Origin of the sequence: Chitinophaga sp. (genome assembly GCF_019236475.1) — a bacterium.
Taxonomy (GTDB): domain Bacteria; phylum Bacteroidota; class Bacteroidia; order Chitinophagales; family Chitinophagaceae; genus Chitinophaga.
In genome coordinates, this window is sequence record NZ_JAFAIX010000012.1 from 337,170 (window position 1) to 359,813 (window position 22,644).

Below are 22,644 nucleotides of genomic sequence, written 5' to 3' on the forward strand. Positions count from 1 at the left end.
CCAGCCTGCAAACCTAACTCATTTTTCCGTTTTGATACGAATGGCTTACAGCGGCTTCTTGTTTGTAATGTAGAAAATTTTTGGACTGGCTGTATTGGATGAATTACTCAAGGAGGATACGTTCACTGTTACCTTGTAGGTTTTAAGCTCCTTCAAATGACTTAATGTTACACTATACAGCGCTGTTTTACTGTCTGGAACTGCTGATTGATCTAAGCCCACTCCAGCCGGATCAGACACTACATTCAGCTTGGTACCCACTCCCCCTTGCGGCAACTTGGAGGTTACCTTGATCTGAAAGGTAAAAGTGCTGTCCAATGCCTGGTTATAGGCGCCTTCTTCCACTCCCTGGAAACTATATACCAACGCTTCTTCCTGTGTGGAAGGCGGGGCATCTGAACCATTGTTCTTTTTCTTGCAGGATGCAAATACCACTACTGTAAGTAGTAAAAAAGCGGGGATGTAGGTTTTCAATAACATAACATTAGCAATATGAGTAAAATTAAATTTTTTACACATGTAAATCAAATTTTACTTCTCACATCCAGCGCATCCCGAAGACCATTTCCTAACAGATTGAAAGCCAATACCAGCAACATAATAGCAACTCCCGGCGCGAGTGCCAGGGCCGGATTATGGGTGATGATAAAATTGTAGTTTTCTTTGATCATCAAGCCCCAGGATGGCTGCGGTGGTTGTACCCCCACACCCAGAAAACTAAGCCCCGCCTCTACTACGATGGCGGTCGCGAAATTGCCGGCAGCCACTACCATCACTGGCCCCAGGATATTAGGGAGAATATGTCTGACGATGATGCGTGCATGGCTATAACCCAACGCCCTCGCTGCTTCTACGAATTCCAACTGTTTCAGGGAAAATATCTGCCCTCTGATAATTCGGGCCACGCCAACCCACATCGTCAGCCCGACAGCAATGAATACCTGCCAGAAACCCTTGCCCAAAGCCAATGTCAGGGCAAAAACAACCAGTAAAGTGGGCATCGACCATACCACATTCACCAACCACATTACTAAATCGTCCGTACGACCACCGAAATAGCCAGCTACCGCTCCCAGGAAAACGCCTATAGTTAACGAAATAATAACGGCAATAATACCTACGCCCAAACTCACCCGGGTACCTATCAATAACCGGCTGAGAATATCCCGGCCAAATTTGTCCGTTCCCAGCCAATAGGTATGTTGGAATAATTGTTTATCCTTAATTGCTTGCGCCAATTCGCTCCAGGGGGCATGATCCGGGCGATTACCCCCATACACGATCACATCCAATGGATAACGTTCCGATACCGACGTAGCCTCGTCTACATAATGCTGCACTAACAAAACAGAATCTTTGAACTCCCAAGAACGAACGGGAATCCAGGTGTAAGGCGAAGGCCTGCCAGAAGTGAGTCGCTGGAAGAAGCCTGTTTCAGGAATCGCCTGATCTTTTCGTATAGCCAACATGTTTATACGGAATCCCGGATGTTGTCCTTCTACTTCCAATACCATACGATTGGCATCGGGTGTATCATCCGGCGCTATGAAATAGGCACCGATACTGATAAGCACGGAAAGAATTACGATTACAAGACCAGCCACCGCGCCTTTATTGCGCATCAGCCGATGAAATGAAGATTGCGAAGCAGACAATGCAGATTATTTTTTAACTGACCTGGCGGCCCTTCCATTGATACGTGCCAAACTTCCCCAGCCATCCAGCGATTACAATATAAGGAATATGAAATATCTGTCCGGGTATAAACCAAACCAGGAGCCCGCTTTTATTGAAGAAACTGGCCACTGGCAACAGGAAATACAATTCCATAGTAATTTTAAACAGCAACAAAATCAGGAGCCATGGCCAAAGCGCCGGCATGAATAGCGCGGCAATTCCCATTCCCAATAGGCCTATGTTAAAGAAATATACCAACATCAATACGTAGGTAATGCGCTTGTCTTCATATTTATCTGCCTTAGAGGACCAACGAATACGCTGGTTCATAAAGCCTTTTAGGGTATCTACCGGTAACGTACGTACGATTACATCGTCACTTTTCAGGTACATCACACCATCCGGATAAGCATTGAAGATCTTGTACATCAAGAGCATGTCATCTCCCGAAGCAATATTATCAATACCTGCAAAACCACCTACATCATAGAAAGCATCTTTCTCATAAGCCAAGTTGGCGCCATTACACATGGTACCGGCCTGCAACTGGGCAGCGGCGCCAGTAATGCCTTGCATGGTCATGAAGTCGAGCGACTGTAACTTCTTGAAGAAGTTTGTCTCTTTATAAAAACTTACAGGAGCAGCAATGAATTTAGGACGTCTGTCTTCATAAAACTGTACAATCGTTTCAATCCATTTCGGTCCCATTACGCAATCCGCATCTGTGGTAACAATCAGCGAACCGGAAGCCTGGCCTACCGCGATTTCAATAGCTTTCTTTTTATAAGAGTTTAGTCGTTGTTGTTTATCGAGATGCTGGCTCATCTGGAGGAGATGAATATTTGCAGCACCGCAGTTACGGACAATATCCGGCGTTTTATCTGTTGAAAAGTCATCAATAACAATAACTTCCAGCAAATGAGCAGGATAAGTTTGGTGTTTCAATGCTTCCAGCAATGCCGGCAGGTTATCTTCCTCATCACGGGCAGGAATAATAACTGTTACAGGGGTTGATAGTGTATGCGGGACAGGAACAGTGAAGCTTTTCAGTCGCTTCCAGCCAAGACTGTACCACAACATCAGTACGCCATAGCCCAGGGCCAGCCCCACCATAATGAATAAGAAAAAATGCATCCGGGTTTATAAATTTGATTTAATAACTAGCCCCAATTGTGTTGAAATCAGTTGATGCCCTTTTTCAAGGATCACTGTTTTACAGGGAAATGAACCATCCACAAAGCGTTTTCCCAGTTCCGGGGGAATCACACGGTCATACTTCCCGAATATCAGGAGGGTATTAACGTTATATCGGGATAATAATTGTTTGCAAAGCTTTTTGTTCGGCATCATATGACGAAGAATCGTCCATACCTCATACACCTGGCGCCGTTTTTCCGGTTGGTCCATCCGATGCAGTACAAATTTGTAAACACTTTCATTCAGCAATCCCAGTTTGCGCCAAATCTTAATCAAAGAAAAGAAAAACTGTGGATGATAGGTGTTGTATTTAAAAATCCTATTGCCAATGTAAGTTTGTGTAACAAATAGATGCCACGGATTATTTCGTAGACCATCCCCCGCCACCATTACCAGATTATCTAGCTTATCCGCCATTTTTTCTACTGCACATAGCGCTAATCGTCCGCCCATGCTATAACCCAGCAGTGAAAACCGGTTAAACCCGTACTGTGTCAGTAGTTCCTGCAAAATAGCAGCAAGGTCCCTTTTTTCAAAACCTCTTTTTTCCTGCCATTCCGTTTTGCCATGTAACGGCATATCAATCGCTATAATGGTAAACTGCGGCCCCAGTTCATGCACCAAAGGTTTGAAATGCATAGCCGACTCACCAAATCCATGAAGACATACAAGCAACTGATTTCCATTGCCCTCGAGCGTGTAATGAAAACGGCTATTCTTATATGGCAGATAAAGTTCAGACATAATCTAAGAGGGAGCAATGATAAGCAAATTTACAGCGACTTCCGAATGTTAAGGTCGAGCTAAGATTACTTCAAAAATGAAAAATGGGTCGTGAAATGCCATTTATAATTCGCAACTTTTTAGTTAAATTACAGAACTACCAAAAATCAGATATCATGGACGCAACAGTTGAAAATAAGCAGGCGCTGAAAGGCGCGGAATTCCTTGTAAAGGAGAGTGCTCCTGAAGATGTATTTACTCCGGAAGATTTTTCTGAAGAACAGTTGATGATCAAAGACATGGCCGATCAGTTTATCGCGAAGGAGGTCACGCCGATAGTGGAAAGACTTGATAAACAGGAAGAAGGTCTGATGCAATCATTGCTGGAAAAAGCAGGTGAACAGGGTTTACTGGGTGCCGCGTTTCCCGAAGAACTGGGTGGATTAGGTAAAGATTTCGTTACTGCAACCATCATCAACGAAGGACTGGGTGCCGGTCACTCTTTCTCCGTAGCCATGGCTGCTCATACTGGTATTGGCTCCCTGCCAATCCTTTATTTCGGAACAGAAGAACAAAAACAAAAATATATTCCCAAACTGGCGTCCGGTGAAATGAAAGGTGCATACGCACTCACGGAACCAGGTTCCGGGTCTGATGCTTTGGGCGCTAAAACAACCGCCAAATTATCCGATGACGGAAAATATTATCTCCTCAACGGCCAAAAAATCTGGATCACCAACTCAGGATTTGCGGATGTATTCACGGTGTTTGCCAAAATTGATGGCGATAAATTCACCGCTTTCATTGTGGAGAAAGGCACTCCCGGTTTCACCCTCGGCCCTGAAGAACATAAAATGGGTATCAAAGGGTCCTCTACCCGCCAGATCTACTTCCAGGATGCTAAAGTTCCTGTAGAAAATGTACTGGGCGTTATCGGTAAAGGACACCTCATTGCCTTCAATATCCTGAATATCGGCCGTCTTAAACTCTGCGCTGCCGCAATGGGCGCCGCTAAGAAATGTATTAATACCTCCGTTCAATACGCCGTTACCCGCGAACAATTCAAACAACCCATTTCCAATTTTGGCGCTATTAAGCACAAACTGGCGGAAATGGTGATCCGCACTTGGGCCTGCGAAGCATCACTGTATCGTACAGCCCAACTGATAGATGATAAAGAAAAAGAATTGCTCACAGCCGGCAAACCATTCAATGAAGCCCTCCTCGGCGCAGCCGAAGAATATGCAGTAGAATGTGCTATTCTGAAAGTAAACGGCTCCGAAGTACTGGACTTCGTGGTGGATGAAGGGGTGCAAATCCACGGTGGTAACGGTTTCAGTGATGAATATATCATCTCTAAAGCATACCGCGACTCCCGTATCAATCGCATCTTCGAAGGAACCAATGAAATCAACAGGCTCCTCACCCTCGATATGACGCTGAAACGCGCCATGAAAGGAAAGTTAGACCTCATGACACCCGCCATGAATGTGATGAAGGAACTGATGAGCATTCCTGACTTTGGTAATGATGACGAAACTCCTTTCAGCAAGGAAAAGAAAATGATTACCAATTTCAAGAAAGCCATCCTGATGACCGCTGGCGCTGCCGCTCAGAAACTCATGGTCAAACTGGAAAATGAACAGGAAGTACTCATGGATATCGCTGATATGGCCATCGAAACATTCGTTGCCGAAAGCGCGCTCCTACGCCTGATCAAAATCAGTCAGTCTAAAGGCGAAGAAGCTGCCGCACTCCCAAGAGATATGGTACAAACCTATATCTACGATGCTGCAGACCGTATCAACAAATCCGGTAAAGACGCGATCAACGCATTCGCTGAAGGCGATGAACAACGCATGATGCTGTTGGGCCTCAAACGCTTCACCAAAGCGGAACCGTTCAATAGCAAAGATGCTCGCAGACGCATCGCTGATAAACTGATCGCCGAAAACAAATACATTTGGTAATATACCCTTCGTGTAAGCCCCGCGTCCTGCGGGGCTTATTTTAATCTTCCCCTATTTGCCCCACCTTGTTATCTTTACAACTGATATACAGAAAGGTGCATGAAGCAAGCAACAAAAATTATTACTATTCTAACGGTTCTATGCTTTCCATTATTGGCCCACAGCCAAGTCTCCATTAGACTTAGCCAGCCTTCCAAGGATCAGAACAACGTTAACACCAGCAGGCAATACATCGCCGGACGTACTTGTATAGGCTGTAAACTCACGATCAATAACGACAGTGTTTATGTTTACCCAACAGGGACCTTCGCGGTAAAAAAAGACCTCCCACAAGGGAAAACAGCTTTTGTACTCACCGTGCGCGACTCTACCGGTGAAGCATATACGAGAACAATCACCTACTATTATAGCCCTGCTCCCGCTCCTAAACCTACGGAGACTTTCAAGATTGATTTTATTGAAGTCTCTCCAAAAGGCAACCTGGAACTAACGGAAGGGGATACACTAAGAGTGAAAGTAAAAGCTTACCCAGGTGCAAAAGCATACTGGTTTGATAACACACCGCTCTCGGAATTGCCCGCTGCTCAATCCAGCGGCGTACCTGGATATTATGTTGGCAGCTATGTCATTACGCCAGATGATTCCTTGCTGAATGGGAAATTAACCGTCTCGCTGAAAGGCAAGAATGGACAAACCGCCTACCTTACCAGCCCTAACAAGTACCGCTTTATGCGCATGGAATCCGCTCGCATAGGCCGTACCATCGATAATATGACCTATCTCACCAGCGCCACAGAGGGCGATAGGCTCGGTCCAGAAAAACTAGGATACCTCGATAAAGGCGTACTGTTACAGATTGTAGGCAAGCAAGGTGAGTATTACAAAGTGAAACTCTCTTCAAAGAAAAATGCATATATCCCAGCAGCCTACCTGGATACAGAAATCCCACAGGAAAGCGCTCCTGTAAGTATTGTATCGGATGTGCAGGTTTATGGAGACGATAAGTACGATTACGTGACAGTGGCTCTCTCCGATAAGTTGCCGTACATCTCTACACAGCTCAATGATCCGGGAAAAATCATCATAGATATCCACGGCGCTTACTCAGAACAACGTATCAGCAACCAGTTACGCAATACAACAGAGATCACACAAGCCGCCTGGGGGCAACCTACACACGATGTGTTCCGAATGGTCCTCTCCTTGAAGCATAACGTATGGGGCTATAAAATTTATTACGAAGGAAATAAGCTGGTAGTAAGAGTGAAACGTGTTCCAGCCAACCTCGCACTGAACAATATGACCATCGGCGTGGATCCTGGACATGGTGGCAGTAATGTAGGCGCCAGCGGGCTCACAGGGGCAGTGGAAAAAAACCTAACCCTAGGAATGGCCCTGCTGCTGAAAAATGCATTAGAGAAAGAAGGCGTTAAAGTACTGATCACCCGCACCAGCGACCAGTTTGTAAATAATGAAGATCGACTGGCATACTATCGCCAGGCCGACCCAGATATCCTGCTCAGTATTCACATGAACTCTTCGGTAAATCCGGTAGATGTTTTTGGTACAGCCACCTATTATCGCTGGCCTTTCTGTGAACCACTCAGCGCCGCTATCCACAAACGTTTATTGCAAACAGGCCTCTCCGATTTCGGCAACAATGGAGGTTTCAACTTCATCCTCAACAATCCAACGGAGTTCCCGGATGCACTGATAGAAACTTTATTCATCAGTAATCCCGGTGATGAAGCCGCCATCCTGGATACTGCATTCCAGGAAGAACTGGTGCAAAAAATCATTCAAGGTCTAAAAGACTATATCATACAAGCGAAGAAATAAAACGAGGAAGTCCGCCGCTGGCGGACTTCCTCGTTTTATTTCTTCGTCGCCCCTGCCCGTTGGGCAGGGGCGACAGGCTACAGAATTATATTACATCAAATTTGATTGTAAATATTTACTCAGTCGTTCAATAGCTGCCGCCACAATTTTAATCTGTTCATCCGCTTCCTTCCAACGTCGTTGTTCGATAGCTTCTCTCACACCAGGAATTGTTTTTACACCATATCCAGTATAGAATCCAGGCGCATACAGTGTGTGCTTATACCAAGCGCGATTAGGCAATCCCTGATCAGACAATAACTGTTGCTCTGCCTGATAGATCAGTTTATTCACAGCAGCAGTATTGGTAACTTGTTTTTTAGCAGCCAACTGCTGTGTGATGGTATCCAGACCTGCAAGGGCATTCTGTAGTGGAGAGAAATCGATATAAGGAACTACTGCTTTCACTGGTGGCGCCGTCAGGTGCTTGGCAGTATCTGTTGACAGCTCATATTTACGGCCAGTAATCATTTGATTTTCCACTGCAGTGCTTTCTCTCAGGTTATTTGTCATCTCTTGCAATTCCGTAGCATATGTATTCACCGTTTCATACAGTTTACGGAAATCAAAAGGCAGGTTAACGGCATTGGCTATACGTAGTACCGTATGACCAGCCGTTTTTGACAAGGCTACCCCATAGTCGAAAGTAGGGTCTTTGAATCTCCGGTAATCATCAAAAGAGTCATAAATGGAGTGGTATTCCCCACCTGCATCCTCACCACCAAAGCCATAGTCCAGAGATGGTACACCGAGGTGTTGTAAGAAAGAGGAGTAGTCGGAACCGGAGCCCATAGCGCTGATATTAAGCGTCTGGCGAGCCAGTTTTTCTTTTTTCAATTTAGGAGTAGCTGCCCGCATAGCATCTACTGCCAGTCGCCTATCCAGGATGCTGACTTTAGTCTGTGGATCAGTGATATCGCGGCCTACTTCATTTACAAGGGTTTCCAAGGCATGAGAGCCGCTGGCATTCATGAAACCACGGCCATTGTTATCTGAGTTGATATACACCACGGCTTTCTCTTGTAATTCTTTTGCATGGTCTTCCACCCATTCCGTAGAGCCGATCAGGCCTGGTTCTTCTCCATCCCAGGCGCAGTATACCAGTGTTCTCCGGGGTTTGTAACCTTGTTTTACTAGTTCCCCAATGGCTTTTGCTTCTTCCAGCAGTGCAGCCATGCCACTAATAGGATCAGCAGCGCCATTCACCCAAGCATCGTGGTGATTACCGCGAACAATCCATTGGTCAGGGAATTCGCTTCCTTTCAGTGTGGCTACCACATCGTTGCAGGGGCGTATCTGCCAGTCGAATTTCAGTTTCAGGTGCACCGGCGCATTACCAGGGCCCACATGATAAGTAAACGGTAAGGCTCCTCTCCATTCTTCCGGAGCCACAGGCCCTTGGAGGGATTGCAGCAATGGAGCCGCATCATGGTAACTGATGGGCAGTACCGGTATCTTCAACAAATTGGTGGCCTCCTCGCGCGAGATACGCTTGGCATCCGCGGTAGCGCCGACGTTAGGTGTTAACGGGTCTCCCGGATAAATTACCATATCCATGATCGATCCTCGTTGTACGCCATATTCATTTTTAAATGCTCCCTTCGGATATACATCACCGGCGAAATAACCGTCATCCTTGGGATCTGAGTAAATAAGACAGCCGATAGCTCCATGCTCCTGGGCTACTTTAGGCTTTGTGCCCCTCCAGGAATGACCATATTTCGCAATAACTATTTTCCCTTTTACGCTGATGCCCAGGCGATCCAGGTAATCGTAATCTTCCGGCAGGCCATAGTTGACAAATACCAGCTCTCCGCGAACATCCCCATCGGCACTCCAGCAGTTATAAGTAGGTAGTTGCCCGTCCTGGCCGGAGGTCGCATCTTCCTTTAATGCCGGTTCTTTCAACAAGGCCTTATATGGCTTGGCGCCTCCCAGCTCTAGCACACGTTCTTGGGGAATCGGGAATAATACCTGGTAGGTCACCAAGGAGGCGTCCCAGCCATAGCTGATAAACCTACGACGGATTTCTTCCGCCACCGCCTTACCCCTGGCGGAACTGATATGATGCGGATACGCAGATAATTCTTTTATGGTAGCCCCAATATTGGCGCTGCTGAGATGCTTGTCAAACTGTTCTTCCAGTTTTAATTGGCTGGCAGCAAGACTATCCGGGAACCCCGACAGTTTTTTGCTCTGGGCGCTGGCTAGGCCGCTGATCAGTAGGCAGACTGTCAGCAAGCGGTTGAAGGGAGAATTGGTCATAATAGATTCAGATCTGTTGGTTGAAGAGATTATTCATTAAGATACAAATAGTCTATCATTTCAATGGACTTTTTTCAGGCCGAAATCACCAGCATAACTTTTTGTTATGATGGATAAATACAGGTTATAGGGCAAATAGTCTACTTACCCAGTAGATTAGTCTATATTTGTAAATCCTTTCATAGCTTTAGAGCTGAATAAATATTTATCACATTATAAAACAGCATATTATATGGGAAAAGGAATAGAGGAGTTTAATGATTACCGAGCGAAGATGAACGAAGTGATACTGGGTAAGCAGAACAAGGTGATAAACCGCCTGTTCAACCTGGATACCAACACATATGCTGAAGGGGCACTGAGCACGAAGACGAAGGAAATGCTCGGGCTGGTGGCATCTATGGTGCTTCGATGTGATGACTGTATCAAATATCATCTGGGGAAATGCCATGAGCAAGGCATCACAACAGATGAAATGTATGAAATCTTTGCTGTAGCCAATATCGTGGGAGGTACCATTGTAATCCCGCATACCCGTAGGGCTGCAGAGTATTGGGAAGAATTGATAGCGCAGTGATAATTTATTTACAGCGATCTGTTGTAACTTTACAATCTATATAAATATATCTTTAATTCGATCAAATGTCAACAGCAACTATAGCTCCGCAGACCTTAACGGCAAAAGACTTTGCGACAGACCAGGAAGTACGCTGGTGCCCTGGATGCGGCGACTACTCTATATTAAAACAGGTGCAGACCATCATGCCTTCACTGGGAGTACCCCGTGAAAACATTGTAATAGTGTCCGGCATTGGATGTTCTTCCCGTTTCCCATACTACATGAATACTTACGGCATGCACTCGATCCATGGTCGTGCTACTGCCATTGCTTCGGGGCTGAAAGCTGCCCGTCCAGAGCTGAGCGTATGGATTGTAACAGGTGATGGAGACGGATTGTCTATCGGTGGTAACCACACTATTCACCTGCTTCGCCGTAATTTCGATGTGAATATAATGCTCTTTAACAACCAGATTTATGGTTTGACAAAAGGACAATATTCACCTACTTCAGAAGAAAATAAAGTCACTAAATCCACTCCTTTCGGTAGTATCGACCATCCATTCAACCCAATGGCCTTGGCCCTGGGTGCGGATGCCACCTTTATTGCCCGCAGTATGGACCGTGATCCCAAACACCTGCAGGAAATGCTGAAACGCAGCCACGCCCACAAAGGCGCGTCTTTCCTGGAGATATACCAAAACTGTAACATCTTCAACGATGGTGCATTCGAAGTATTCACAGAAAAATCCAGTAAACAGGATGAAACCATCTTCGTTGAACAGGGCCAGCCACTCATCTTTGGCGCCCAGAAGAATAAAGGGGTTCGCCTGGATGGTTTAAAACCAGTGGTAGTAGAATTGGGAGACGAATATTCCGCCAGCGATCTGTGGATCCACGATGAAAACGATTTCTACAAAGCACAACTGCTGACACGCATGTTCGATGATCCTCGTATTGAAGGACATTTGCCTCGTCCTTTCGGTGTGTTCTATCAGGCACATCGTCCTACTTACGAAGACATCATGTCCTTCCAGTTATCCGATATCCTGGAGAAAAAAGGTCCTGGGAACCTGGATAAACTCTTCGCCGGGAACGAAACCTGGACTATTAAATGATGCTGCTTTATTCATAATACCCAAGGTCCTGTAACTTCGGTTACAGGGCCTTTTTAAGGGCGCTTGCCCATATAAATGCCTGTGTCCCTGCCAGTGAGCAGGGACAACGAAAAAAATTAAAAAAGGGATTGACGTGCAGACGTCAATCCCTTTTTTTTGATAAAATATGTCTCTTTTAATGACTTAATGGTCCTACATGGAACAGCACTTGGTATAACAACACCATCCCAAAAACGATCATACTGGCGCCAGCAATTTTGTTTAGCCAGCTAACGTTGGTCAGCGTTAGTTTATGCCTGATCTTATCTGCTACAAAAACTTTCATGATATCTGCCGATAAAACCAAAATCAGACAAGTACCATACATTACAATCCGGTAAGATACTGCCGTTGCTGCTGAAGCTATACATACGGGCAGCCAGAAAATAATAACGCCCGGATTCAAGGTATTCATCAGAAAGCCCGCCAACCAGATCTTAAGGTAATCATGGGTCCGGAACATTTCCGGCTTTTCCTCTCCAGTACTGATTTTCACCTTCTTGAACAACAAACCGTATAATCCCATGCAAATCAGCAGTATACCGCCGCAGATCCCAATGACACGGTTATGCCCTTCCAATCTGGATATAAATGAAGTGGAAAGGTTTCCCACTGTTACATACATAATATCGCTGAAAGACACCCCCAACGCAAAGCTGATGCCTGCCTTAAAGCCGTTATTAATGCTGTATTTAATAATCGCGAAGATCACGGGGCCTACCGATAGCGATAGGAATAGTCCTAGCCCCAGACCGGCTACAATTGCTGCTATCATGCTTTAAAATTCCTGGTCCTGTTTGTATTTACTGCTTAACGGTTTTTCCTACAAGGAATTTCTCCCAGTCTTTCAGCTTTTCGCCTTTCATGACGCGGGGGAATTTGTTCATAGCCCCTTCCTTGCCTTTGCAACGGAGGTAGTCGATGAACACATCGTTCGGCATTACTTCTACAAACACATCTTTCAGGGCGGAGGTTCTCTCCACAGCATAGTCGTCATTCACTTCGGCGAGGGTCTGATCAATGATCTCCCTTACCTTTTCTGCATCTACATTCCCATTATCTGTTCCGATATACCAGCGGTGAGCAAACAGATTCTCATAAGGGAATCCCGCCACCGTAAACTCTCTGATGGTAATACCCATTTTCTTCTGCACATTATCGATCGCCTTGTTCATGTTGTCGATACTCATATGTTCCCCACAAAGAGAGAGGAATTGCTTAGTACGACCCACAATCACGATCTCGTGCTCCTTCACAGAAGTAAACTTCACTACATCCCCGATGAGGTAACGCCATGCGCCTGCACAAGTGGAAAGCATTACGGCATATTCCACATCTTCCACCACCTCGTTGATCATGTAAGATTTAGGATTAGGCTTCACTTCTCCTTCTGCATCGAAGTTCTCCTCATTAAAAGGTATAAATTCAAAGAAAATACCTGCGTTCAGTACCAGTTTGATACCTTTTGTTCCCGGACGAGCCTGGAAGCCAAAAGAACCCTCGGAAGCCATATAGGTTTCAATGAAGGTAATCGGCTTTCCGAGCAGCTTCTGGAAGCTTTCTCGGTATGGTTCAAAGGATACCCCACCATGAATATAAATCGCCAAATTTGGCCAGATTTCATGGATGTGCTTGACGCCATGGTATTTAATGATTTCTTCCAGCACAATCTGTACCCAGGCCGGTACACCACAAACGGTGCCCACATCCCATTGAGGAGCCTTACGCACAATCAGCTTAATACGCTGTTCCCAATTAGGTTTGCGGGAAATTTTGCCTCCTGGCTTATAGAAACGACGAAACCAACGGGGGATATTCTTGGCCTGAATGCCACTCATATCTCCCTCGTAATAATCACCTTTCTCATACAGGGAAGTAGTTCCCCCCAACATCAATATTCCTTTTTCGTAAGATCTAGGCGGAATATTAAAGTTAGCCATGGAATACAACTGCTTCACCCCCACTTTCTTCACGGTTTTCAACATATCACGGGTAACAGGTATATGTTTACTAGCTGACTCTGAAGTTCCTGAGCTCAGTGCAAAATATTTGATTTTCTCAGGCCAGCTGACATTCTCTTCGCCCTCCAGGCATTTGTACCACCATTCCTTATGCATCTTCGTATAGTTGTGCACAGGTATTTTGTCCTTATACAGCCCTATGAAGTTAGGGTTGTCCAGGATGTCCTGGAACTGATAGTGGCGTCCGAATTCAGTGTCTTTGGCCTTCTCCAACAACCGATGCAACACCTGCAGTTGGTACTGCCTCGGTGTGCCTAATTTAAATGTGAACTTTTTCCTGATCCTCAGCGACCTGGAAATAAGATTTCCTATAATGGCCATTAATTTCTCTATTAAACTGCAAAAATATCGAATATTATTACGATTTGCGAATAACCGCTTCGTGGGACGGACTAGCTACATTATCTGCTACAATTTCGTAATTCATATTTACCTTTGCCGCATGTTAAAAGCAACATTGCTCAAAGCTACTGAAGCCGGGGGAAAAATACTGCAACAATATTTTAACGGCCCTTTTGAGGTGAGCTCCAAAAGCTCCCTGAACGACCTCGTTACAGAGGCAGATAAAAAGTCGGAACAAGCGATTATTGAAGTGATTCACAACGCCTTCCCAGACCACTTCATCCTCAGTGAGGAAGCGGGTGCCATCCCTTCCAGCTCCAATATTAAATGGATCATCGACCCTATCGATGGTACCGTGAATTTCGCTAACGGAGTACCCCTCTGCTGCGTCTCTATTGGCGTGGAAAAAGATGGTGAAATGATTCTCGGCGCAGTCTATAATCCTTTCATGAACGAACTTTTCGTGGCAGAAAAAGGCAAAGGCGCTACCCTGAACGATAAACCAATCCACGTTTCCGGCAACGGCAACTTCGCGCAATGCCTGCTGGTGACAGGTTTCCCTTATAAATGGGAAGAATCCGCCAACAATCCCCTCGTCATCTTCGAACGTATTATAAAACAGGGACTGCCAGTACGCCGCCTCGGCTCTGCTGCCATAGACCTTTGCTGGGTTGCCTGCGGCCGCTTTGATGGGTTCTATGAACACCATCTCCAGGCCTGGGACTCCGCTGCAGGCTTCCTCATCGTGGAAGAGGCCGGCGGTAAAGTGACCGATTTCAGCGGTGGCAGATACTCCCCTTATCAAAAAACTATATTGGCCACTAACGGCCATATTCACCAGGCCCTTCAGGACCTCGTAAACGGAAAATAGCTATGGAACAGGAAAGAACAGAAATTAATGACCTCGGTGAGTTTGGTCTGATAGACTTCCTTACCCGGAATATTGAAATACAAAATGCCAGCACAGTATTGGGTGTAGGCGATGATGCGGCTGTTATTGACCACTTCGGCAAACAAACCGTTATCAGTACGGATATGCTGGTGGAAGGTATCCACTTCGATCTCATGTACGTGCCCCTCAAACACCTGGGCTATAAATCTGTGGTAGTAAATATCTCGGATATCTACGCTATGGGCGCTACTCCTACCCAAATCACCATGAGCATCGCTTTCTCCAACCGCTTTTCAGTGGAAGCACTGAATGAGTTCTACGAGGGCGTATATGCTGCTTGTGAAAAATATGGAGTGGATTTAGTGGGTGGCGACACCAGTAACTCTCAGAAAGGTTTGATTATCAGCGTTACAGCTATCGGTGAGGTAGCCCCTGATCAGTTTATCAAACGCTCCACCGCTCAAAAAGGAGACCTCCTCTGCGTGAGTGGCGACCTCGGCGCTGCCTATCTGGGTTTGACCCTACTGGAAAGAGAGAAACGCATCTACCTAGACAGCCCAACCGTAAATCCTGATCTGGAAAACCAGACCTATATCATTGGCCGCCAACTGAAACCGGAAGCCAGAAAGGATATCATCGAATTCCTCCAGGAAAGCGATATTAAACCCACTGCCATGATGGATGTAAGCGATGGCCTCAGCTCTGAAATCCTGCATATTGCCAAACAAAGCAACCTAGGGGTAGTACTCTATGAGGAAAAAATCCCGATTGCCCAGGAAAGCAAGGAAATTGCCCTGAAATTTGGCTTAGACCCTACTGCTGCTGCATTGAGTGGTGGTGAGGATTATGAGCTGCTGTTCACCATGAAACAGGAAGATTATGATAAAATCGTCCTGAATGAACAGATTAGCGTAATCGGCTACATGGCGGATATCAGCGAAGGTGCGCATATCATCACCAAAGGTGGTAACAAATTCAAACTCGTTTCCCAGGGCTGGAACGCCTTCCAGCAATAATCCTGCGGCGAAAATATTTGCACAAAAAAGCCCGACGAATTCGTCGGGCTTTTTTAATATCTATTCTACCGTCACTTGTATCACCTGGCTATTATGCGTTGGTGGTAGCGGATCTGAAAACACACTGCACTTCAACTGATAATGCCCCGGTTGATTTGGCATAATCACCTCCATGGTGGTTAATCTCCGCGTGATGGCTTTTGCAAGCGTTACTTTAGTACGTACCGGTGCATAGGCGGAATCCTTGGTAGTAAAACCGTATCCCAATACCGGCTCATTGTTCCAATTGATAGGAACTGATTGAAAATAGTTATTCTCCGGCTGCAAGACAAGCGTATAATGTTCCCCTCTTCTCACTTTCAGTTGATGAGCGGCCGGTTTCAGTTGGATCAGATTATAAGAATAATAAGCACTGTCCCGATAATAATCCCAAGTACCAATGCTGGTCTTAATACTGTCTGTTATAGGGAGATTCGAGCCAAACACGAGCACTTCTTTTCCCCACAACTGCTTTTCCGTATCCCAGAAATTATATTGACTCCTGCGGGAATAGCGGGAATTAAGACTGTAAGAAAGATGACCAGTATAGAACATATATTTCGAAGGCAACTGATAGCTGTTTAGGAAGACAACAGGTCTTTCGCCAGCCACCGCCGCTATTTTCCCAGTCCATTCTTTATTGTTATGGATCTCCGGACGTATTTCCACCCCTGGCATGAAATCCCAGATCATATACACCCTTGTAACCAAGACTAGCAACAGCGTAACCGGTAAAGTATATAGGAAGACACGGCCTTTCCAGCCCTTACGCTTAATCGTTTGATGCGCCAGAATGACCGCTGGTGTAAATAACATCACTGTCCAATTGGCTTCTACTCTCCCTTTGAAAGTACTGATCATAAAAAACACCAACACCCCTATCAGAGAGAATTTCAGCGCTCTTTCGAAGGTGTGTTGTATAGGACAGATGCAGGCATAATAAATCACCAACCACCCTAGCAATGGCCCAAATAGCAATAATTGTCCTCCCAAGTAATCCAGGGTAAAACTAATATCATAACTGGAGGCATTTCTTTCTACCAGGTGATACTGCAATGACGGGAACCCATGCGTATACTGCCATATGATATGCGGCATGAATAACACGGTAGTCAGTATACAGGCTACATAAAACTTGAATACACGGAGCAGATTCAAGTTAGACAGCACGGTAAAGAATACCAACAATACCCCATGGTATTTGCTGTAAAACATCAATGCCATGGCGATTCCTAACAGGATGGTATTTTTCCAGCTTTGTTCGTCCACAAATACTTTGTATGCCCAGAAATATAAGGAGGCAAAGAAAATCAGGGGAACATCAGGCACTGCCAGCATACCACCTATTTGCATGGCCCCCATAGAGCCTATAATCAGGTAGTATAGCCGGTTATCTTCCTTACTAAGCAATTTGGCGGTTACCCAGAGCGTGAGGGTATTAATCATCACAATCAGCAATCGCACACCTAGCTCATTATGAAAAATACCATAACCGATTTTTATCAGCAGGGCAATCATAGGAGGATGGTCAAAGTACCCCCAATCCAAATGGCGAGAATATACCCAGTAATAGGCTTCATCATCCCACAATTCGGAGAAACACGCCTGCAACAGGCCCAGCACCAGCCAGCCCAGTAAAAAAAGATTTCTATATTGATTCTTTGAAAAGAAATGTGGTATGCCCATGCGCGACCTAAAAGTTTGACGCGAAGATACTCATTAAGCGTAAACGACTGTTTCTCCGTCTTTAGGTATCACCAGGAAGGCTGCCCGACAACCAGGTGCGATTCGCCCGATTTCCTGTTCCATTCCCAGGGCCATCGCCGGATACAGCGACCCCATACGGATGGCTTCCCGCATACTGCAAATATTATGTTTTGCACAGTTGCGTACTGCTTGTAGCATTGTCAGGCGAGAGCCAGATAATACCCCGGTACCACTGACAAATCTATCTTTTTCTTTCAGGTAGATGTAATGCCCTTCTTTATTCTCTTCTACCGCGTCTGTAATGAGATAGAGGCGGTTTCCCATTATTTTCTTACTGATACGTATCGTCGCAAAATCCACATGCACACCATCCGCCACGATACTGGCAAATACGCCCGGATGATCGTAGATAGCCCCCACGAGGCCAGGAGCCCGACTTTCCAACGGCGACATGGCATTGAACAAATGGGTGGCATGGTGGATACCATTTTCAAATGCCGTATAGGCTTCCGCGTAAGTAGCGTTACTATGCCCTGCATACACGATGATACCTGCATCCTGCAACTGCTTTACCAGCCTTGGATCACAGCACTCTGGCGCGAGGGTTACGAGTCTCACTACATCACTACCATTCTCCAAAATCCAGTCTATATCTTCCTGTGTAGGTTGTTTGATGAATTCGGGGAGATGCGCCCCTTTCTTAGCTGGATTGATGAAAGGCCCCTCCAAGTGAAGCCCCAACACACCTTTTCTCCCCTGCTGCCAGTACTGGCGCACTGCACGCATAGCTTCCAGCATAATTTCCGGGGCAATCGTAGCAACAGTAGGCATAATGAAGGCAGCCCCACCTTGCTTACTATATTCATAAGTGGCTGTCAGCGATTCCACGCTAGGATACATAGAAAATATCTGACCATTGCCGCCATATATCTGTAAATCAACCAACGCCGGCGCCATATATGCTCCATCTAGGTCAATGATCTCATGATCTTCCGGCACATCTTCTACGGGTAAGATATTAGTAATCAACCCATTGTCGGTAGACACGGCATGACCTTTCAATACTTCCTCTCCGGTAAATACAGTGGCATTAACATATGAAGTGGGCATATCTGGTATTTTTAGCGTGATACTTCGTATAACTCTAAAGGTAGCCCATCGGGATCAGCAAAAAAAGTAAAACGTTGATTTGTGTGAGGATCAATTCGTACAGGCTCTGGGGTAATACCTTTGCTTTGAAGGTCCGCCACTGCTTTATCAATATCAGTAACGGAGAAAGCCAGGTGTCGTAGGCCCTGTGCCTCTGGCCTGCTTACGCGGGCAGGTGGATCAGGGAAAGAAAACAATTCAATTACATATTGATCTCCGATGGCAAGATCCAGTTTCCAGGAATCTCTTTCTTCTCGGTAAACCTCTCTGATAATACGCAACCCAAGCACATCCCGATAAAATGCTTTACTACGTTCGTAATTAGCGCAAATGATCGCGATGTGATGGATGCCGTTTAATATCATGATATGATTAGTCTAAAATAGTGAAAACGTCAGCGTCTTTGAGGAAAGGAATATTCTTTCTTACTTCATTCAGACGCTCACGGGAAAGGGTATACGTAAATATATCCTGGTCGTGTGCTTTTTCGTAAATGATTTCTCCCATTGGATCAATCAGGCTGGTATCGCCGCTATGGTAGATATTATTGCCATCATTACCTACGCGATTTACACCAATTACGTAACATTGATTTTCGATAGCGCGGGCACGGAGCAAGGTTTTCCAAGCGGTATTGCGTCTTTCGGGCCAATTGGCAACATATACCAGCACATCATACGCCGGTTCACCGGTTTCTGACTGAATGGTATTGCGGGCCCATACCGGGAAACGCAGGTCAAAGCAGATATTTAAATTGATTTTCCAGCCTTTTACAGAACCAATCAAACGCTTGCTGCCAGCAGTATAATGTTCATGCTCTCCAGCATATCCGAAGAGATGACGTTTATCGTAAGTGCCATATGTGCCATTAGGCAACATCCAAACAAGACGATTAACATAATGGCCATTTTCTTCAATCATCAGGCTACCCGCGAGAATGATGTTCTTTTCAGCAGACTTCTTTTTCATCCATTGAAAGGCACTGCCGTCCATTGTCTGTGCAAGGTTTTCAGGCACCATGCTGAAACCGGTACTGAACATCTCCGGTAAAAAAACCACTTCCGTCCGTTCTCCTATGCTGTTGATTTTTTCATCGAACATGCGCAGGTTAGCGTCAATATCTTCCCAGGCTAAATCGGACTGAATAAGTGTTACTTTTAAATCTGACATTGTTGAAAATTATAACTACAAATTTACATCCTGCCGCTTTAGAAACTTTTTAAATTATCCCTTTACAACTCCGGATTATTTGCGATTTGTTCAAGCGCCTCACTAATAAGATCCTGTTCATATCCTCGTTGCAGCAGGTATTGTATCGTTTTGAACTTCCTTTTCAGCGGAACTTCCCCACGGAGCGAATGGTATTTTTTCTCTACCTGTTGCTGTAACGCGGCGGTATAATCCTCCTCATCAATTTCCTCCATTCCCTTACGAATACAGTAGGAAGATACCTGTTTTTGCTTCAGTCCAGCCTGTATTTTCTTGCGGCCCCATTGCTTCATCCTGAATTTTCCGCCGGCATAGGCGCGGGCAAATCTTTCTTCATTGAGAAAGTTTTCAGCGATGAGCGCAGCGATGGCCTCTTCTACTTCAGCCCCACGCATGCCCAGTTCCAGGGCTCTGTACTTCACTTCCGAATGACATCTTTCCTGATAGGCACAATACTGCCTCAGTTTCTCCAATGCTTGCGACATGCCTGAAAGTTAACGTACGATACGCAGTTTGGCGTAGTTGAGCATGATTTTCTTCTCTCCGCCGCCTTTAGGGAAAACGACCGAGGCAATACGGTTATTAGGCGCGCCTTCCATTGCCTGAATGGTACCAAAACCGAATTTCTGGTGTTCTACCTGCATACCTGGTTCCATTTCTGCCGGATCATCTGGCGCAAATCCAGGTGTAGGCACATGCGTAGACGCAGCTCCTGAAGAAACTGGCTTAGGTGCAGGACGCGGTTGTGAATTTTGATTTTGTGGAGACGCGGGCGCCTTTTTCTGCATTCTGTCGAACATATTGCTGCCACCGGCTCCCCATCCGCCGCCATTACCGTTGCTACTACCAAAGGCATTACGAATAGCGCCTCCGCCAGCATAGCTGCGGTCAATGAATTTCTCCGGCATTTCCTCCAGGAAACGACTTGGTTCATTCTGCACCAAGTTCCCAAAGCGATAACGACTATTCGCATAAGTCAGCCACAGACGCGCTTTGGCGCGGGTGATGGCTACATAGAACAGGCGTCTTTCTTCTTCCAGTTCTTCCCTGGTATTGATAGACATCCCACTTGGGAACAGGGTTTCTTCCAGGCCCACGGTAAATACTACTGGGAACTCCAGCCCTTTGGCCGCGTGGATAGTCATCAGTTTTACCACATCACTGTCCTCATTTCCTCCCTGGTCGGCATCTGTCAGCAGGGTAATCTGTTGCAGGTAAGAACCCAAGCTCTTATCAAGCAGTTCCCCTTCTTCATCAGGAGTTTCGGTAAATTCCTTGATGGAGTTCAGCAATTCCTGTACGTTTTCGTAACGAGCCAGGCCTTCTGTGGTTTTATCGTTGAAGAGTTCTTTTACGATGTTGGTAGATTTACCCACATTTACCGCGATATCGTAGGCATTGTGTTTTCCCAGCATGGCTTGGAAACTACGGATCATGGTAACGAATCCGTCGATCGCTTCCAGGGTACCGCCTTTGAATCCGAATTCCCTAGCGCGTTCCAGCACTTCCCACATAGTGATATTGTGTTCATTGCTGAAAACAACGGTTTTTTCGATCGTTGTTTTACCGATACCACGCACAGGATAGTTGATTACACGTTTCAGACTTTCTTCATCGCGGGTATTCATGGTAATACGGAGGTAAGCCACGAAATCCTTGATTTCCTTACGTTGATAGAAGGAAACGCCGCCGTAAATGCGGTAAGGGATGGCTTTTCTACGCAGACTTTCCTCAAACGAACGGGATTGCGCATTGGTACGATAGAGGATTACGAAATCGCGGTTATCGTAGTGGTTACGGAGTTTCTGCTCCGCGATGGTATCCGCTACGAATTTACCTTCCTCGTTATCAGTCATGGTACGTACCAGTTTGATGGTATCGCCATCCTGGTTGTCTGTCCAGAGGTTTTTCTCGATCTGGCCTTTGTTATGGGCGATCACCTCATTGGCCACATTCAGGATGGATTTGGTACTGCGATAGTTCTGTTCCAGTTTTACTACGCGAGCATCCTCATAGTCTTTTTCAAACTGCAGGATGTTCTGGATGGTAGCGCCACGGAAGGAGTAGATACTCTGGGCATCATCTCCCACTACGCAAATATTTTCATGCACGGCACCGAGTAATTTGATGATTTCGTACTGGGCAGGGTTGGTATCCTGGTACTCATCGATCATGATGTAGCGGAACTTGTGCTGGTATTTATGGAGTACTTCGGGGAAGCTTTTCAGGAGCACATACATTTTGAACAGGAGATCATCGAAGTCCATAGCGCCGTTTTTAAAACAGCGTTTGGCGTACATATCGTAGATTTTTCCGATGAGGGGTCTGTTGGCCCGCATATCTTCCTGTTGCACGGAATAGTCGTGCTGATATTCTTCTGGTCCCATCAGGCTGTTTTTGGCAGCGGAGATGCGATTATATACGAAGTTGGGTTTATAGTGTTTATCATCAAGGTTCAGTTCATTGATGATGGTTTTGAGCACGCTCTTAGCGTCGTCGGTATCGTAGATGGTAAAATCGTTGGGATAACCGAGGCGATGGGCTTCAGCGCGGAGAAGGCGGGCAAACACGGAGTGGAAGGTACCGATATAGAGGTTACGGGCTTCGTTGCTACCGAGGATTTTCTCCACACGTTCTTTCATTTCGCGTGCGGCCTTATTGGTAAAGGTGAGCGACAGGATATTGAAGGCGTCTACGCCGTTTTGCATGAGGTGGGCAATGCGGGTAGTAAGTACCTTGGTTTTGCCGGAACCGGCACCAGCCACGATCATCAGGGGTCCGTTGATATGAATGACTGCTTCGCGTTGCCGTTCGTTCAGCTCATCTAAATAATTTGCCTTCAT

19 protein-coding genes are annotated in these 22,644 nt (G+C 45.8%); 6 read left to right on the forward strand and 13 right to left on the reverse strand.

All coding sequences use genetic code 11. The features are described from left to right. Nucleotides 1-45: 45 nt before the first annotated feature. The 4 genes from JO154_RS17490 to JO154_RS17505 are packed head-to-tail and all read right to left on the reverse strand — an operon-like array spanning nt 46 to nt 3,618. Nucleotides 46-480: a hypothetical protein gene (locus JO154_RS17490; RefSeq protein ID WP_291947868.1), complete on the reverse strand. Its 435-nt coding sequence runs from the start codon at nt 478-480 to the stop codon at nt 46-48. Between the two features lie 44 nt (nt 481-524). After that, nucleotides 525-1,655 carry an ABC transporter permease gene (locus JO154_RS17495; protein WP_291947870.1) on the reverse strand — a complete coding sequence of 377 codons (1,131 nt, stop codon included), beginning with the start codon at nt 1,653-1,655 and terminating at the stop codon, nt 525-527. A 13-nt stretch (nt 1,656-1,668) separates the two neighbouring features. Beyond that, nucleotides 1,669-2,811: a glycosyltransferase gene (locus JO154_RS17500; RefSeq protein ID WP_291947872.1), complete on the reverse strand. Its 1,143-nt coding sequence runs from the start codon at nt 2,809-2,811 to the stop codon at nt 1,669-1,671. A gap of 6 nt (nt 2,812-2,817) precedes the next feature. Then, the gene (locus JO154_RS17505; protein WP_291947874.1) at nt 2,818-3,618 is read right to left on the reverse strand and encodes an alpha/beta hydrolase; all 801 of its coding nucleotides are present in this window, start codon (nt 3,616-3,618) and stop codon (nt 2,818-2,820) included. A 155-nt stretch (nt 3,619-3,773) separates the two neighbouring features. Here JO154_RS17505 and JO154_RS17510 point away from each other — a divergent pair, with 155 nt between their 5' ends. Both JO154_RS17510 and JO154_RS17515 read left to right on the forward strand, forming a co-directional pair. Beyond that, nucleotides 3,774-5,567 carry an acyl-CoA dehydrogenase family protein gene (locus tag JO154_RS17510; RefSeq protein ID WP_291947876.1) on the forward strand — a complete coding sequence of 598 codons (1,794 nt, stop codon included), beginning with the start codon at nt 3,774-3,776 and terminating at the stop codon, nt 5,565-5,567. 99 nt (nt 5,568-5,666) lie between these two features. Beyond that, a complete protein-coding gene (locus JO154_RS17515; RefSeq protein WP_291947878.1) occupies nt 5,667-7,406 on the forward strand; it encodes an N-acetylmuramoyl-L-alanine amidase in 1,740 nt (579 codons plus the stop codon). Nucleotides 7,407-7,496: 90 nt separating this feature from the next. On the opposite strand, the gene JO154_RS17520 is transcribed toward JO154_RS17515, so the two are convergent. After that, entirely contained in the window at nt 7,497-9,710 is a 2,214-nt protein-coding gene (locus JO154_RS17520; protein WP_291947880.1) for a transferrin receptor-like dimerization domain-containing protein, read from the reverse strand. A gap of 232 nt (nt 9,711-9,942) precedes the next feature. On the opposite strand from JO154_RS17520, the gene JO154_RS17525 reads away from it, so the two are divergent. Both JO154_RS17525 and JO154_RS17530 read left to right on the forward strand, forming a co-directional pair. Further along, complete coding sequence (locus tag JO154_RS17525; RefSeq protein WP_291947882.1) at nt 9,943-10,287, forward strand: carboxymuconolactone decarboxylase family protein; 345 nt, start codon at nt 9,943-9,945, stop codon at nt 10,285-10,287. A 65-nt stretch (nt 10,288-10,352) separates the two neighbouring features. Beyond that, complete coding sequence (locus JO154_RS17530; protein WP_291947885.1) at nt 10,353-11,387, forward strand: 2-oxoacid:ferredoxin oxidoreductase subunit beta; 1,035 nt, start codon at nt 10,353-10,355, stop codon at nt 11,385-11,387. Between the two features lie 175 nt (nt 11,388-11,562). Here the strand turns inward: JO154_RS17530 and JO154_RS17535 are convergent, their stop codons facing one another. Together JO154_RS17535 and JO154_RS17540 are read right to left on the reverse strand one after the other, a co-directional pair. Continuing rightward, entirely contained in the window at nt 11,563-12,201 is a 639-nt protein-coding gene (locus JO154_RS17535) for a LysE family transporter (RefSeq protein ID WP_291947887.1), read from the reverse strand. A 28-nt stretch (nt 12,202-12,229) separates the two neighbouring features. Next, entirely contained in the window at nt 12,230-13,768 is a 1,539-nt protein-coding gene (locus tag JO154_RS17540; RefSeq protein WP_291947889.1) for a GH3 auxin-responsive promoter family protein, read from the reverse strand. Nucleotides 13,769-13,889: 121 nt separating this feature from the next. On the opposite strand from JO154_RS17540, the gene JO154_RS17545 reads away from it, so the two are divergent. After that, the gene (locus JO154_RS17545) at nt 13,890-14,660 is read left to right on the forward strand and encodes an inositol monophosphatase family protein (RefSeq protein WP_291947891.1); all 771 of its coding nucleotides are present in this window, start codon (nt 13,890-13,892) and stop codon (nt 14,658-14,660) included. A 2-nt stretch (nt 14,661-14,662) separates the two neighbouring features. Continuing rightward, on the forward strand, nt 14,663-15,697 hold the full coding sequence (thiL, locus tag JO154_RS17550) for a thiamine-phosphate kinase (RefSeq protein ID WP_291947893.1): 1,035 nt from the start codon (nt 14,663-14,665) through the stop codon (nt 15,695-15,697). Nucleotides 15,698-15,757: 60 nt separating this feature from the next. Here the strand turns inward: thiL and JO154_RS17555 are convergent, their stop codons facing one another. The 6 genes from JO154_RS17555 to JO154_RS17580 form a co-directional block, all read right to left on the reverse strand. Continuing rightward, entirely contained in the window at nt 15,758-17,422 is a 1,665-nt protein-coding gene (locus JO154_RS17555; RefSeq protein WP_291947895.1) for a glycosyltransferase family 39 protein, read from the reverse strand. Nucleotides 17,423-17,455: 33 nt separating this feature from the next. Continuing rightward, nucleotides 17,456-18,553, reverse strand: a complete 1,098-nt coding sequence (gene nagA, locus JO154_RS17560; RefSeq protein WP_291947897.1) for an N-acetylglucosamine-6-phosphate deacetylase — start codon at nt 18,551-18,553, stop codon at nt 17,456-17,458. Between the two features lie 11 nt (nt 18,554-18,564). Continuing rightward, on the reverse strand, nt 18,565-18,957 hold the full coding sequence (locus tag JO154_RS17565; protein ID WP_291947899.1) for a VOC family protein: 393 nt from the start codon (nt 18,955-18,957) through the stop codon (nt 18,565-18,567). A 7-nt stretch (nt 18,958-18,964) separates the two neighbouring features. Then, on the reverse strand, nt 18,965-19,762 hold the full coding sequence (locus tag JO154_RS17570) for an amidohydrolase (protein ID WP_291947901.1): 798 nt from the start codon (nt 19,760-19,762) through the stop codon (nt 18,965-18,967). A gap of 62 nt (nt 19,763-19,824) precedes the next feature. Further along, nucleotides 19,825-20,286 (reverse strand): regulatory protein RecX, encoded by a 462-nt coding sequence (locus JO154_RS17575; RefSeq protein ID WP_291947903.1) that lies wholly within the window; start codon nt 20,284-20,286, stop codon nt 19,825-19,827. 9 nt (nt 20,287-20,295) lie between these two features. Beyond that, nucleotides 20,296-22,644 (reverse strand): ATP-dependent helicase, encoded by a 2,349-nt coding sequence (locus JO154_RS17580; RefSeq protein ID WP_291947905.1) that lies wholly within the window; start codon nt 22,642-22,644, stop codon nt 20,296-20,298.